Below are 14,852 nucleotides of genomic sequence, written 5' to 3'. Positions count from 1 at the left end.
GCCGACGTCATCCGGTGTGGACGTGCACGGCTCCCGACTCCTCGACGAACCAGGTCTCGATGCCGATCGTCCGCAGGGTGGCGGCGGTCTCGTCGGACAGGTTCCGGTAGCGCGGAAAGTCGGGGAACACGATCAGCACACGATCGGTGGGATGCCTGCCGCGCGACCGGAGGGCGCTCAGCACGGCGCCTGCGAACCAGTGCGTGGCCTGCATCGTGGGGGGAGTTTTCTTCACCTCGTCGGCTCTGCGTGAATCGGCGTACGTGGCCGACGGCCAGCCCTTGACCTCGACGTGCAGGACGCGACCGTCCAGCGACGCGACGATGTCGGTCCCACGCGCCTTGGAGGCTGTGTCGGCCACCGACCGTATGACCGCGCCCTGGGCCGACAGGTGCCGAACCATGGCGGCCTGAACGTTGCCCTCCCAGAACCAGTCAGGGCGCTGGGACGTGACCGCCGGTCGAGTCGGCGGCCGGCTCCCGGTGCCGACGTTCATGATCGGGCTACCGAAACCGTCTCGACGGATGAGGCCCTCGGCCGCGAGCTGCCTGCACGTCTGGTTGATCGTCTGGTGGGACGCTCCGGTGAGCCGGGCCAGCTCGGCATCGCAGAGACCGTCCGGGTTCCTGGACAGCAGAGTGAGGACTTCGTCTCGTCTGGTCATGGGGGATCAGTCCTCCTCGTCCCCCTCGGCCGACACGCCGTCCTCGTGGTCGTCGGGTTCGGGTTCGAACGCCTCCGGGCCCTCCGCCGGGCGCTCGTCCCCGCCGTCCCAGTCACGGTTGGCGTGCTTGCCCATCGCGCCCACGATCAGTCCGACGAGGGCATGCCGGCGTGCGGTGAAGTAGCCGTCGAAGTCCCCTGACCGCAACGTCGCGGGATCGATCGCATGGGTTCGGACGATTTCGTCGACCTGGTCTGCGGTCAGTCCGTTGCTGTCGAGTTTGCGCATGTAGTCCTTGGGGGACAGGCCGCCGAGCTGGATGTTGGTCTTCTTCCCCAGCGGTGTCTTGTTGATGATGCTCTCGCGGTACGACGGGGCGATTCCGTTGTCCAGACACCACTTCCTGGGGAAGACGTGATGAATGTCGATCTTCAGGCTCTCGTACGACGCCTTGTCGACGACCTGGTGGAACTTCCAGTCGACGCACGGCTTGTCCTGCGACATGAGCAGCGCGTACACGCCCTTGTAGGCGGCCGCGTTCTTCGTGCGCAGGGAGAGCAGCCGCGACTCCGCGAACTGGGCGCGGTTCACCGTGTCGGGCACCGCGACCGCACCGCCGATCTTCGCCGCGATCGCCCAGGGTGGTGTCTGCTCGGCGTCGCGGGCGATCTTCGTCTCGATCGTGCCGCCGTACTGCTCGCCCAGTACGCCACACCAGAACCACTGGCGGACGCGGGCGCGGACGGCGTACAGGTCGATGTCGTCACCGAGCAGGACCCGGATCACCGCGAGTGCGGTCACCTGAGCGCGGTAGGGCAGGTCGGGCGCCGTGTGGATGTGTTCACCGTTGAGGAAGTGGGCGACCCAGGGCAGCGCGTCCCGCAGCTTGCTCGACCAAGGAAGGTAGTCGGCGAGGTCCATCGCGAGGATGTCCTCCTTGCGCGCGCTGGTGGCGGTGGGTTTCGGTTTGCCCGCAGCCAGATCGCGCCGCCGCTTCGCCAGTGTCACGAGCACCGACACGGCCTGCAGGAAGTCGGTGTTCTGGAATCCGGCGAGCACCGGGTGGTGACCGATGACCGCGGCGGTGGCATCCCAGTCCTCGGCGAGCCGGAAGTCGGTGCCGTGCTCGGCGTAGTACGCGGCATCGCCGGCGAACGTGGCCGTCAACAGCTCGAAGACGTTCAGTGGCAGCCCGCCGGTGTTGACCTTCTCGAAAACGGTGGCCACCGCTTCCTTGCTGGTCTGCGCGGGCAGCAGGATCGCGGGGATCCGGTACTGGTTGATCCCGCTGATCACCTTGACGTTGAACTGGGCCATCAGCTCGGCCCGCGCCGCGGTGTGGTCCGGCCCCTTGGCGTTCATGAAGCCCAGCAGCCAGCCCATCGCGCCACCGGGCCGGAACAACTCGACGAACGGCATGATGCCCTGTTCCTGCTGACGTTCCTTCGTCGACAGGTCCAGCACGACATCCTTGCCGAAGTTCTCGGTGATCCTGCCGTCCGCCGGGACGGACAGAACCGATTCGTCCTGCTCGCGTGCGTCGCCCAGCGACTTCTCGATGTCGAGGAAGTAGCGCCGCCTGAGTTTCTTCTTCCGCTCGTCCTCGGTCTCGACCACGCCGTCACCGGAGAGCGCCTGGAAAAGCGACGTGGTGCGCTGCTGACCGTCCAGCAGAAGGAGGACGGGGTCCTGGCTCGCCGCGGTGACGCCGGTGATGGCTTTCGGCTTGAAACGGACCTGGTCACCCCCCGCTTCCAGTGCCATGAGGACACCCATGGGGTGACCGCGGAGGATCGTCACCAGCAGCGACCGGATGCGCTCGTCGTCCCATTTGTAGGACCGTTGGAAATCGGGTAGTTGGAGGTGGCCCGACGCGGCCCATTCGAGCAGGTTCGTGATGGAGTAGTGCGGGGTCTGGAAACTCATGCCTCGTCCTCGTCGACAACGGTCCCGGCGGGTGTCGATGTTCGCAGCCGATTCGTTACCGCGCGCGACGAGCCGCGTGGTGGGTGGGACACAATGTCGAGGCATGAGTGACGTGTCGTTCGCCCGTTATCTGTCTGCTCTGGACAAGGACGCGCTGGTGCGGTTGCTGGACGCGCGTCCCGACGTGCGGCGTGAGCCGGTGCCGCGTGGGTTCCGGCAGTTGGCCCAGCGGCTCGGCGGTGTCGAGTCCGTCGGTTCCGCGTTGCTCATCCTCTGCCGGGACACGACGGTCGTCGGGGAGGCGGTGGCCGTGCTCGGGGAGGCGGCGACCGTGCCCGCGGTCGCGAGACTGCTGGGGGCCGACGAGCAGGTCGTGCGGGACGAGGTGGCCGTCCTGTGTGGAGCCGGGCTGGCCTGGACCGACGGGGAGATCGTGCACCTGCCCGAGGTTCTGCGGGACCACTGGACCGCTGAGGTCGGGGGTGGGCGGTCCGTGGTGAAACTGGCCGGGACGGCGCTCGTCGACGAACTGCGTGCCTGCCTGTCGGCGCTGGGGGTCGAGGCGGACGGGTTGCGAAAGGCCGACCTGGTCGCCCGGCTGGGCGAGGTGATGGCCGATCCGCGGTCGCTGGGGGACGTGATCCGCGGGCTTCCGGCGGCGGCGCGGGCGCGGCTGGAGGAGTTGCGGTTCGGCGACTTCGGGATCATGTTCGGGTTCGGTGTTCCGCGCGGCCGGGTCGACCCGACCGAAATGCTGGTCGAGGCCGGTCTCGTGCTGCGGGCGAACCGGCGGCCGGAGGTGCCGAGGGAGGTGGCGGTCGCGGCCTGCCTGGTGGAGCACGACATCCGCCTGACCGGGCGGCCCGTGATCGACACCGCGGCCGGGTTGCCCCCCACCGCGGCCGCCGCCGCTGCCAGGGAGGCGGTGCGGGCGGTGTCGACCCTCCTGGACGAGGCGGGCCGCAAACCGATCGCCGCGTTGAAGAAAGGTGGGGTCGGGACGCGGGAACGCGGTCGGCTCGCCAAACAACTCGGGATTCCCGACGACGTGCTGGTGCTGTGGATCGACGTCGCGTTCGAGGCCGGGCTGCTCGGCGAGGTGGCCGGCGGCTACGCCCCGACCGGCGCCTACGCGACGTGGCGGGAGGCCGCTCCCGGAGCGCAGTGGGCCCTGCTCGCCATCGCGTGGCACGAAACCGAGCACGCACCGATGATGCGGGAGATCGACGGCGACCGGGAGCTGCCGCCGCCGCTGCCGCTGATGTCCATGGCCGGGGACATGCGGCGGGCGATGCTGCGGGAGGCCCGCGCCGGGCTTTCGGTGCGTGGTGTCGGCGCCGAGATCGACTGGTTCTGCCCGCTGCACGGCTACGAGCCGGAAGCCCGCGACGAGAAGATCGCCGCGACGGTCCGGGAGGCCGAACTGCTCGGGGTGGTCGCGGGAGACCGGCTGACCGGCCTCGGCGAGGCGGTGCTGGCCGCGATCGAGACCGGTGGCGACGTCGCCGCGGACGCTGCCGGGCGCTGCGTGCCCCTGCTGCCGGAAGCCGAATGCACGGTGATCCTCCAGTCCGACCTCACCGCGGTCGTCACGGGTCAGCCCGCCGCGGCCGTGTCCCGGCTGTTCGCCGCGGCCGCTGTCAACGAGGCTCGCGGCGACGCCGCGATCTGGCGGTTCACCCCGGCCAGCGTCCGCGCGGCCCTCGACGCGGGCTGGACGGCCGCCGAACTGCTGGCCGAGCTGGCGGCCGTCGCCGACCGTGCCGTGCCGCAGCCGCTGGAGTACCTGGTCACCGACGCCGCCCGCAGGCACGGGCAGGTGCGGGTGCGGGCGACGCGGTCCTGTGTCGTCGCCGACGAGGCACTCGCCACCGAGATCCTCAACACCAGGGAACTGGCGAAGCTCCGGCTCAGCCAGGTCGCGCCCACCGTGCTGACCAGCCCGTACGAGCTGGACCACGTGCTCGAGCGGCTGCGTGCGGCCGGGCTGTCCCCGGTCGGCGAGAAGGCCGACGGCACGACGGTCGTCGAGCGCCGCGGGGAGCACCGGGCCGAGGAGGCCGGCGTCGTCGTCACCAGGCCGGTGGTCGACGCCGCGGAGCTGGCCCTGCGACTGTTCGCCGACCCGGACGGCGGCGACCGTGGCGCGCCGACGAGCAGTACCTTCGACCTGATCGCCCGGCTCAACCCGCGCCTCGACGACGCGGAACTGGTTCTGCTGAGTCATGCCGTGGACAACCAGGACGACGTGCTGATCACCTACCGCGACAAGAACGGCGGGCACACCGTGCGACAGATCCGGCCGCACCAGCTCCACGGCCGGTGGCTGGAGTCGTTCTGCTACCTGCGCGACGCGGACCGCGAGTTCACCGTCGCCAACATCGAGTCGGTGGCTCCCGCGCGCTGACCCCGGCGGCGCCTTGGATACCGTCATCGGGGTGGCTTCCCGTCTTTCGTCTGCTGCCAGTGCGTGCCCTGTGATCGTGTCGGCCGTTCGTCTGGCCGAATGGGTCGGTGCGGACGGCATACCTGTCACACCTGGTGGAGCGCTTCGTCCGGTCGACGTCGCCGACGCCGCACGAACGGTGGGCGCGCCGGTACCCGTCCGCAAGGTTCGACGGGCCGCCGACGTTTCCGACGTGCACCTGCCCTGGGTCGTGGCGGTCGGCGCCGGCCTGATCGCTGTCGCGGGCAAGCGAGCTGTTCAGGCGGGCAAACTGGATGATCCACTGGGCGGGCCTGCAGGCATTGCTGGAGGTCGAGGCCGGTGACACGCTCGGCTCCGATCCTCGTGTCACCGCACTGGTGACGTTGACCGAGGTGACCGAGCACCAGCTTGACGACGAGAGGGTGTTGCGGCACCGAGTCGAGCACGTCATGCACGATCGCGGCGACTGGACCTACCGGACAGCTCCGCAGCGCCATGGCCGCGTCCACCCGGTCGATGGGGCGCTGGCCGTGCTGCGTCTGTTCGGCGCCGTCGAGGGGACGCGGTTGACACCACTGGGTGTCTGGGTCGAGTCGGAGCTGCGGCGGGTGGTGCCGCCGCAGATCACCCCCGGCATGTCGGTGAGCGACCTGTTGGGCCTGCTGGCCGACGCCGATGAGATCGACGCCTGGAACCGGGCCCGCCGCTGGTTCGGCGATCGCACCAGAACCCGGATCGTCACCGAACTCGTCGAGGGCGCCGCTGAAGCGTCCCCGGCCGAGCGAGTGGCGGCGGTCGGTCTCATCGGTGACCTGGGGGACGAGGCGGTTGCCGCCTTCCGCGCCGCCGAACGGTTTCCCAACCTGGCCGCACACGTGCGGGCGTTGGCGTACCAGGCCGAGCAGGCACCGCCGCCGTCCCCCGAGGACCTGGTCTGGCTGGCCACCGAGTACGCCCACATCGACCTCGTCCGCCACGGTGCCGCCACGGCGCGCTACGCCGTGATGAACCTCCTCGATGCCGCCGGGATCGACCGGATCGCCGACAGCGGGCACCCGCACGCCGAGGCTGTCGCCGAAGCCCTCGCCTCCGTGGCCGGTACGCCGGTGCCGGTTCAGCGGCTCAAGGTCTCACTGTCCGGGAAATGCTGGCGCACGGTCCTGCTCGCGGAGAACGCCACACTCGGGCTCCTCCATCAGGTGATCACGGTGTTGTTCGGTTGGGACGACGACCACCTGCACGTGTTCACCGTCGGACATCGCCGGTACGCCGACCCCTTCCACCGGCTCGAGGAGACGGGGGACGAGGACGCCATGCCGCTGTTCCGGGCACTGCCCCAGCGCGGCGCGAAGATCTCCCACACCTACGACATGGGTGCGTGCTGGCAGCACGAGATCGTGCTGGAGAAGGTTCTGGACGATCATCCGCTGCCGTACCCGGAATGCGTCGCGGGCACGGGTGACAACCCGATCGAGTACTACGACCCGGACGATCCCGAGGAGCCGTCGCCCTTCGACATCGAGGCCGTCGACAAGCGGTTGCGTAAGCTGGTCGCGGACCATTGACCGGTTCTCGTGGGCTGACCCGGATCGGAGAGAATGACGAGTCGTGTGGTCACGTGACGAGTCGACCGCGAATGTCGCCGAGGTGCCGGACGCGCAGGCACTCTGGCGGCTGCTGGTGACCGAACCCTCCGGGCCCGCGCTGCCGCCGGAGGTCGCGGTCGACACCTTCCGGCGCCTGCACGACGCTGGACAGCCAGCGCCGTTCGACTCGGCGTTGTTGTTGTGCACGGACTGGCGTTGGCGGCGGGCAGGAGTCCGCGTGCCGGCAGGCATCGCGGCGACGGGGATCCTCGGCGAAGCCGAGGAGGACCGGCTCGCCGAGGAACTGCTGTGGTCGGACACGGTGCGGTACGTGCTCCCGGCCGACCTGATGGGCGGCGTGCTCGTCGAGGTCGATCTGGGCGAACCAGGGGAACGGCGCCCGCCGCGGCAGGTGCGGGCCGATCCGGCCACGCCCTTCACCACCGAACGTCGGGTGTGGCCGCCGCTTCGGACCTGGGCCGCCGAGCGGGTGCTGGTCCGGGAGCGGGCCATCCCCGGCGACGTGATGGAGCGCGCGCGTGCGTTGCCTGCCAGGCACGGCAGCGCCGTGGCCGCGGGTGCGGTACGGGCCACCGGCGCACTGGGGCCGGAGCAGGCGCGCGAGGTGGTGGAGACCGCCCTGCGCTGGCCCAGCAAGCCGGCACGGATGGCGGCGCTCGAACGGCTGACCGAATGGGGCGAGTCCGGCCGTGCGCGAGCGCTGGCCCTCGCGGATCCCGACGCCACCATCCAGGCGTGGGGCCGGAGGTCGGCCGAGGATGTCCCCGTCCAGGGCGGCTTGTTCGACTGACACCTAGACTCCGGGCACGATGCCAGGAGGTGTGGATGAAGTCGGAGCTGGTCGAGCAGGTGCGGGCGTTCGTGAGCTGGGTGGGCGCGGGGCGCAAACTGACCCAGACCGGGCGCGTCACCATGACCGACGCGCGGGTGCTGGTGGAGTTGCTGGGGACCGGCGACGTGCTCGATCCCGCCATCGGCGATCACGTGTACCGGACCGGATCGAGCCGGGAACTGTACAACCTGACGCTCGTCGTGGAGTGGGCGAAGGTGGCGCGGCTCGTCCGCAAGCTCGGCAACAAACTGGTGCCGGTCAAGAAGAACGCGGCTCTGCTCGACGACGAGTGGGCACTGTGGCTGACGCTGTTCACGACGTTCGACCGGATGGGCGAGGCGTTTCTGCCTGCCGGGGTCAGCGAGTCGCCGCTGCGCCCGGAGTTCGCGAGCGGCAGCCGTATGATGTTGACCTCGCTGTACCAGGCCGACCAGCCGGTCGGCCGCCTGTGCGCGATGGCCTGGGAGGTCGCGACCGCGCCGTACGTACTGGACGATGCCACCGAGTTCCAGCTCGGCCTCTGGCGCAGGTGCAACGACCGCGACACCGAGTGCGTGCTCGATGCGCTGCGGCGGTTGGGTGCGGTGACGATCGAGGACGAGACGGCGGCGCTGACCGACCTCGGCCGGTCCGGTATGCGCAGGCTCCTGGACGAGCCGGAGCCCGGTGATCCCGCCTACCAGCTGAGGATCACCCTGGTGGAAGCGGACGATCCGCCGGTGTGGCGGCGGGTGCTGGTGCCGGCCACGATCCGGCTCGACCGCCTGCACGAGGTGGTACAGGCGACGATGGGCTGGCAGAACGCACACCTGCACGCCTTCAGCGACGGGCAGACCAGCTACGGGGTGCCGGACCCGGAACTGGGGTTCCACGACGAACACGCGACGAAGCTGAACGACCTGGTGGCACCGGGTGAGCGCCTGGAGTACACCTACGACTTCGGCGACTGCTGGGACCACGAGATCCTCGTCGAGGAAGCGACCGTCGCCGAGTCCGGTCAACGCTACCCACGGTGTGTCGCGGGACAGGGTGCCTGCCCGCCGGAGGACTGCGGTGGTGTGGGGGGATACCGGCAGTTGGCCGAGATCCTCGCCGACCCCGGTCACGAGGAGCACCGGTCCATGCTCGACTGGTTCGGGCTGGACAGTCCCGCCCGGTTCGACCCGGCGCGTTTCGATCCCGACGAGGCCAACCGCCGCCTGACTGTCGCGTCGCACGCGGGTTTCATCACTTTCCGACGCTGAAGGGAAGGCGGACATGCATTACCGGCGCGCCGTGCAGCGGCTTCGCATGCTGGCGCAGGCGTGTCAGCAGACCACGTCATCGACGCTTGACGAGTCGCTGCTGCGCGAGGCCTACGTGTTCGGCGAGGTGCTGGACGGCGCCGACTCGATCGAGCTTGTCGAGGTCGCGATGGTGCTGGACCTGCCGTCCGAACAGGTGCCGTGGGAGTCCCAGCCGAACGGCACGAGATGGCTCGTCGACGTGCTCCGTCTCGACAAGGGTGCCTACGCGTACTGGTGGCGCTCCCGGCACGATCCGGTGTGGAACCACCACATCCGTGAGCCGGTGCGGTTCTGGTCCCTCGACGGCCCCGACGAGGACGTGCTGCGGGCGCTGTCGGAGCGCCGGTTCGCCGACCTGCCTCGGGTGGTGGCCGACCCGGGCGAGGTGCGTGCCCAGACGGCCGCGGCACTGGACACGGCGCTGGCGCGTCTGCGTGCGGTGCATGCGAACTACTGGGAACGGGACTGGCGGCAGGAGAACCGCGGCAACCACCGGTACCCGGAGAACGCCCTGTGGGAGGCGGTGGCGGGCTACCTGGACCTCCTGGACGCGAAGACCCCACCCGACGACGAGCCGCAGTGATCCCACCCCGGCGCTGCGCGCCCCGGCGAGGACGAACCACAAGAAGCCGGCTCACCAGAACCCGGTCCGGGGACCACGCAGACCCACTCGCCCGGTAACCCCCATCCGGTTACCTCGACCTGCTCGACAGGCGTCTGACCGACGTTCGGCGGTCACTATCATCGCCCGCATGTCGCCCGTTTCTCGTGGTCGCAAGCCCAAGAAGTCGAAGAAGCGCCGCCGCGTGCAGGCGCGGGCGGTCCGGACGGTCGGCTTGGGGACAGGGAAGCCCGCCTGGTTCGAGCCGACGATCACGGCGGTGCTCGATGGTGCGGTGCGGCTCGAGTCGGTTCGTGGGCTGCGGGAGACCGAGCAGCTGACCTGCGAGTTGGTGGGTGCCCAGTTGCACCGGGTCATTCAGGAAGGGCACGCCGGGCTGCACTTCTCGTGGTGGTTCGACGAGCTTGCCGGTGCGGCTCGGGAGCGGGACGCGCGGCGGTTGTTGCTCGGGCTCGCGTCGATCGGTGCGCCGGAGGTCGACTACGGGCTCGCTGATCCACCGCGGGTGACCGCGACCGGCGAGGTGTTCCGGATGCGGGACGTCTACGGCTCGCGGTTCGCCGTGCTCGCGCGCTTCTCCTACGAGGACGACCCGTGCGTGTACCTGTTCGACATCGACGCGTCCGAGATGGTGCGGTTGGTCTCCGCGGGAGTGTTCGACGATGTCGACCAGGCCGCGGCCGCGTGGCTCGCGGACGTCGGTGCCGCGGCGGGCGACGTGACACCGCGCCCGGTCGAGGACGTCGGCGAACTGACGTGTCTCTCGCAACTCGACATCGGCGGCCTGGCGGTCTTCGGTGACGAGTCCCGCGTGGCCATGGACAACTGGTTCCGCGCCCAGCGTCGCCAGGATGACCTCGCCGAGGCGCTGGCTGCGCGGGGCATGCCGCTGCCACTGGACGAGTCGCCGTACGACTGCGACAGCACGCTGATGGTCGCCGAGTTCACTGCCTGGTACGAGAACACGCGTGGCGTGCCACCCGATCCCGACGCGGTCGCGTCGTTGGCGGAGCAGTGGATGGAAGGAGCCCTGCCCGAGACGTGGTATTCGGTGTCACCGCGACGGGTGGAGACCCAGATCGCACTGCTCAGCGACTGGCTGCCGGACGAGCCGGTCACGATCGCCGCGAAGTCGTTGCTGCCTGACTGGGTCGCGTGGCTCGGCGAGCGGGCGCGCCTGCCCGACCACCTGCGCGCCGCGGTCCGGTGACCGGCTCAGAGCGGGGCTGTGCTGTTGCGGACGATCAGGTCTGTTGCCAGTTCCACGCGGGGGCTGTCGTTTTCCTCGCCCCGGGACAGGCGTAGCAGCATTCTGGCTGCCAGCGTGCCCATTTCCGCCAGTGGTTGGCGGACCGTGGTGAGTGGGGGAGAGGCCCAGCGGGCTTCCGGCAGGTCGTCGAAGCCCACCACGCTCACGTCGTCGGGGACCCGCAGGCCCCGTTGCCTCAGGCCCTCGTACACGCCGAAGGCCATCTGGTCGCTGGAGGCGAAGATGGCCGTCGGGGGTTCCGGCAGCGACATCAGTGCGGTGGCGCCCCGGAAGCCGGACTCGTGGTAGAAGTCGCCCGGCTGGACCAGTTCGTCCGAAACCGGCAGGCCCGCGGCGTCCAGTGCCGCTCGGTAGCCGTCCAGGCGGGCTCGGCTGCACAGCAGGGAGGTGGGGCCCGCTATGAAGCCGATTCTGCGGTGGCCCAGGGACGTCAGGTGTTCCGTCGCGGCCCGGCCGCCCGCCCAGTTGGTCGCGCCGATCGTCGGGACCTCCAGCGCCGGGCCACCCGCCGGGTCGATCACCACCGCCGGGACGTTCAGGCGGCGGAGTTCTGCCTGGTGACCCGGTTGCAGGGTGGACGTCACCAGGATCACGCCGTCCGACTTGCGGGCCCGCAGGTTGTCCAGCCACTGGCGGGTGGCGGCCGAGTGGCGGTGGATGGCGCTCACGACCGTGCCCACCTGGGCCGCGTGGGCCACGTCCTCCACGCCGCGGATGATCTCCACCGCCCACGGGCTGTCCAGGTCGTTGAAGACCAGGTCCACCAGGCCCGCGTGCTCGCCCCTGCGTGACCCCCTGCGCTGGTAGCCGTGCTGGGCCAGCAGCGCCTCGATGCGTGCTCGGGTGGTCGGGGACACGTCTGACCTGCCGTTCAGCACCCTGGACACCGTGGGCACCGACACGCCTGCCTCCGCGGCGATGACGTTGATCGTCACCTTGCGTTCTCTCGCCATGCGCAACTCCCCGAAACGGTCCGAAACTTTCGGAATCCTACTTGCTGCCCATCCCGGCGAGGCCTGCGATCAGCCACCGGCGTGCCACCAGGTACAGGACGAACACCGGGAGGGCGGTGAGCATGACCGCCATCATCATCCCCGGCACGTTGATCTGGAACTCCTGCTTGTAGCTGGTCAGGCTGAGCGTGAGCACCCGCGTCGACGGGCTCTGCGTCAGCACCAGCGGGAACAGGAACTGGTTCCACGCGCCCAGCGCCGTGTACGTGCCCACCGCGGCGATGGCGCCCTTGGACATCGGGATCACCAGTTGCCACAGGATCCGGAACGGGCCCGCGCCGTCCACCGTCATCGCGTCGTACAGCTCGTTGGACACGTCCCGCAGCGACCCGACCAGCACCAGGATCACGAGCGGCAGGCCGAACGCGACCGTGGGCAGGATGATCGCGGTCAGCGAGTCGTACAGCTGCATCCGGTTGATGATCAGGTACAGCGGGATGATGGTGGCCTGCGCGGGGATGGCCAGGCCGGCCAGGAAGAGCCGGAACATGGCACCGGAGAACCAGCTCATGGACCGGACGATCGCGTACGCGGCGGGGATCGCCACCACCAGCGTCAGTGCCACGCACGACACCGTGACGATCGCGGTGTTCAGCAGGTAGCGCCCGAAGCCGCTGTCCAGCACCTCCGCGACGTTGGCGAACGTGATCGAGGCCGGGAGCGCGAGCGGCCCCCGGTCGAGGAAGCTGTCCCTGGTCTGCAGGCTCCAGGACACCATCGCGTAGATCGGCACCCCGACGAGCACGAGCCACATCGCGGCCATGGCGCCCGCGACGTAGTTGGGCCTGGTCTTCACAGTCCCTCCAAGGTGGACCGCATCTTCGCGAACCCGGAGAACCGGACGATGAGCAGTGAGATGGTGGTCGCCACGATCACCAGCACCGACGCGATGGCGGACGCGTAGCCGAACTCGTAGGACCGGAACGACCGGAAGTACATCTCCAGCGGCAGTGTGCGCGTCCCGGTGCCCGGCCCGCCGTTGGTCAGCAGGAAGATCGTCTCGAAGTAGGTCAGCGAACCGACGATCATGATGGTCGACGACGTGATGATCGTGTTCTTCAGCTGTGGCAGCGTGATGTACCAGAACTGGTACCACCGGCCCGCGCCGTCGACGGTGGCCGCGTCGTACAGCACCTTGGGGACGTTCCGTGCCGCGGCCTGGTAGAGCAGGGTGTGGAACGGGATGAACTGCCAGCCCACCACGATCACGATCGCGGTGATCGCCCCCGAGGTGGTGCCGAGGATGTTGCGGAACGGCTCCAGCCCGCGGCCGATCCCCACGTACGGGTCGAACATCCGGTTGAACAGCAACGCGATGGCGGCGGTCGACAGCAGCAGCGGCAGGAAGAACAGCGCGGAGAGGACGGCGCGGTTGCGCTGCGGCCCGGCCGCCCACACGCCGAGCAGGATGGAAAGCGGTGTCTGCGTCACCCAGAACAGCACGGTCAGCAGCAGTGTCGTCGACGTGACGTCCCAGATCACGTCGTTGTCGAACAGCCGCACCCAGTTCGCCATGCCGACGAACGTGGGCGTGCCGATGCCGTTCCAGTCGGTGAGCGACAGGTACAGCACCAGCACGAGCGGAAACGCCGCGAACAGGCCGAAGAACACCGCCGCGGGCAGCAGGTACCAGGACCGCGGCCGGTTCACGCGCCGCGTCCGCCGCCGCGGCGGCGCCGGTGCGTTCCGCACCGGCGCCCGCTGCTCGGTCACGGCGACCATCTACGCCGCGTCCTCGTTCGCCTTGACGAACCCGGCGGCGTCGAGCTGGCCGAGGAACACCTTCGACAGCGCGTCGAGCATCGGCTGCGCCTGTGCGCGTTCGATGGCCTGGTCCCAGGACAGCTGGAACGTCGGGGCCTCGATGACCATGTCGTAGACCATCCTGGCGAACGCCGGGTCCGCCGCCTTGTCCATCTTGTCCTCGAGCCCGGTCACCGCGGGCACGTCGCCTGCCTCGAGCCACTTCTCGACGTACGCGTCCGAGGCCATCTCCTGCTTGAGGAACTCGATGGCCGCGTCGGCGTGCTCGGAGTCCTCGCTGATCGAGAAGTAGTTGGTCGGGTTGCCGACGATGGCCTTCGGGTCGCCGACGCCGTCCTCGACGATCGGGAACGACGTGAAGCCCTGGTCGGTCTTCGCGTACTCCGGCTGGTCGTTCACCTGGTTCGTGTACTCCCAGGAACCCATCAGGTGCATGGCCGCCTGTCCCTGCGCGATCAGGTTCGACGCACCGGCGCCGTCCCACCGGACCGACGCGAAGCTGTCACCGAAGCCGCCGCGGTCGACCAGCCGGCGGATCATGTCGATGGACTTCGTGATCGCCGGGTCGCCCCACGCGTTCTCCCCGCCCTCGGCGATCTTCTGGAACACCTCGTAGCCGCCGATGCGGTCGACGAGGTACTCGGCCCACATCAGCTCGGTCCACGGGTCGCCGCCTGCCAGCGCGATCGGGATGACACCGTTGGACTTGAAGCGGTCGACCGCGGCCATCAGCTGTGACCAGGTCTCCGGCGGACGCACGTCGTGCTCGGCGAAGACCTTCTTGTTGTAGAACAGGATGACCGGCTGCATGCCGCGGGCGGGGACGCCGTAGTACTTCCCGTCGATCGTCCCGGCCTCGAGGACCGACGGGAGGAAGCTGTCCTTCCACGCCGAGTCCTTCTCGAAGTGCGGGGTGAGGTCGACGAGCAGGCCGTCCCGCGCGTACGTGCGGATGCTGCCGCCGCCCCAGTTGTAGAACACGTCGGGCTTGTTCGCGCTGCCCATCGAGACGTGCAGCTTGTCGGTGTAGCCGTCGTTGGGGGTGGCGAGGATCTTCGCCTTGGCCTCGGAGTTCTCGTTGAAGCGGTCGACGGCGCCCTCGTGCGCGACGTTCTGGCTCTCCTCCTGGAGAACCCACACCTGGAAGGTGCCGCCGTCGCCGCCGCCGGAGGTCGCGTCGGTGCCGCACGCGCTGGTGCCGAGGACGCTCGCGCCGACACCGGCGCCGAGCAGTCCGAGGAAGGATCGTCTGGGAAGCCGCTGGGGAACCATGGGCACGCCTTTCAGGAATGGCCCGCGCGCCGAGGCGGACAGCAGCTCGCCCCAGCGCGATCAACCTGCCGTAAGTTTCGGAATCCATCCGGTAGTTGGACGGAGATTACGACGCTCGTCACAGCGAGGTCAATCCCTTGCTACCGGTACATGTCACGGTTAGCTTGA

The 14,852-nt window shown here is 69.4% G+C and carries 12 protein-coding genes; 6 read left to right on the top strand and 6 right to left on the bottom strand.

Translation table 11 applies throughout. The annotated features are described in order from the left end of the window. Positions 1-7 precede the first annotated feature (7 nt). Positions 8-664 (bottom strand): hypothetical protein, encoded by a 657-nt coding sequence (locus ACFPCV_RS13900; RefSeq protein WP_378056530.1) that lies wholly within the window; start codon positions 662-664, stop codon positions 8-10. A gap of 6 nt (positions 665-670) precedes the next feature. Beyond that, positions 671-2,590, bottom strand: coding sequence for a GmrSD restriction endonuclease domain-containing protein (locus ACFPCV_RS13895; RefSeq protein ID WP_378056529.1), 1,920 nt, complete (start codon positions 2,588-2,590; stop codon positions 671-673). Positions 2,591-2,693: 103 nt separating this feature from the next. Here ACFPCV_RS13895 and ACFPCV_RS13890 point away from each other — a divergent pair, with 103 nt between their 5' ends. The 6 genes from ACFPCV_RS13890 (at position 2,694) to ACFPCV_RS13865 (ending at position 10,575) form a co-directional block, all read left to right on the top strand. Further along, positions 2,694-4,997: a helicase-associated domain-containing protein gene (locus ACFPCV_RS13890; protein WP_378056528.1), complete on the top strand. Its 2,304-nt coding sequence runs from the start codon at positions 2,694-2,696 to the stop codon at positions 4,995-4,997. A 314-nt stretch (positions 4,998-5,311) separates the two neighbouring features. After that, positions 5,312-6,583, top strand: a complete 1,272-nt coding sequence (locus ACFPCV_RS13885) for a plasmid pRiA4b ORF-3 family protein (RefSeq protein WP_378056527.1) — start codon at positions 5,312-5,314, stop codon at positions 6,581-6,583. Positions 6,584-6,626: 43 nt separating this feature from the next. After that, positions 6,627-7,415 (top strand): hypothetical protein, encoded by a 789-nt coding sequence (locus ACFPCV_RS13880; RefSeq protein WP_378056526.1) that lies wholly within the window; start codon positions 6,627-6,629, stop codon positions 7,413-7,415. A gap of 35 nt (positions 7,416-7,450) precedes the next feature. After that, positions 7,451-8,701: a plasmid pRiA4b ORF-3 family protein gene (locus tag ACFPCV_RS13875; protein ID WP_378056525.1), complete on the top strand. Its 1,251-nt coding sequence runs from the start codon at positions 7,451-7,453 to the stop codon at positions 8,699-8,701. Positions 8,702-8,714: 13 nt separating this feature from the next. Then, positions 8,715-9,326 (top strand): DUF7711 family protein, encoded by a 612-nt coding sequence (locus ACFPCV_RS13870; protein WP_378056524.1) that lies wholly within the window; start codon positions 8,715-8,717, stop codon positions 9,324-9,326. 169 nt (positions 9,327-9,495) lie between these two features. Then, positions 9,496-10,575 (top strand): hypothetical protein, encoded by a 1,080-nt coding sequence (locus ACFPCV_RS13865; RefSeq protein ID WP_378056523.1) that lies wholly within the window; start codon positions 9,496-9,498, stop codon positions 10,573-10,575. Between the two features lie 5 nt (positions 10,576-10,580). Here the strand turns inward: ACFPCV_RS13865 and ACFPCV_RS13860 are convergent, their stop codons facing one another. The 4 genes from ACFPCV_RS13860 to ACFPCV_RS13845 are packed head-to-tail and all read right to left on the bottom strand — an operon-like array spanning position 10,581 to position 14,684. After that, positions 10,581-11,588 carry a LacI family DNA-binding transcriptional regulator gene (locus tag ACFPCV_RS13860; protein ID WP_378056522.1) on the bottom strand — a complete coding sequence of 336 codons (1,008 nt, stop codon included), beginning with the start codon at positions 11,586-11,588 and terminating at the stop codon, positions 10,581-10,583. A gap of 37 nt (positions 11,589-11,625) precedes the next feature. After that, positions 11,626-12,444, bottom strand: coding sequence for a carbohydrate ABC transporter permease (locus ACFPCV_RS13855; protein ID WP_378056521.1), 819 nt, complete (start codon positions 12,442-12,444; stop codon positions 11,626-11,628). Continuing rightward, a complete protein-coding gene (locus ACFPCV_RS13850; protein WP_378056520.1) occupies positions 12,441-13,370 on the bottom strand; it encodes a carbohydrate ABC transporter permease in 930 nt (309 codons plus the stop codon). Before ACFPCV_RS13850 ends, ACFPCV_RS13855 begins: the two co-directional genes overlap by 4 nt. Continuing rightward, on the bottom strand, positions 13,371-14,684 hold the full coding sequence (locus tag ACFPCV_RS13845) for an ABC transporter substrate-binding protein (RefSeq protein ID WP_378056519.1): 1,314 nt from the start codon (positions 14,682-14,684) through the stop codon (positions 13,371-13,373). Between the last annotated feature and the right edge of the window lie 168 nt (positions 14,685-14,852).

This window comes from Actinophytocola glycyrrhizae, from assembly GCF_042653545.1.
GTDB classification, from domain to species: Bacteria; Actinomycetota; Actinomycetes; order Mycobacteriales; family Pseudonocardiaceae; genus Actinophytocola; species Actinophytocola glycyrrhizae.
This window is presented reverse-complemented; position numbering and strand designations above follow the sequence as displayed.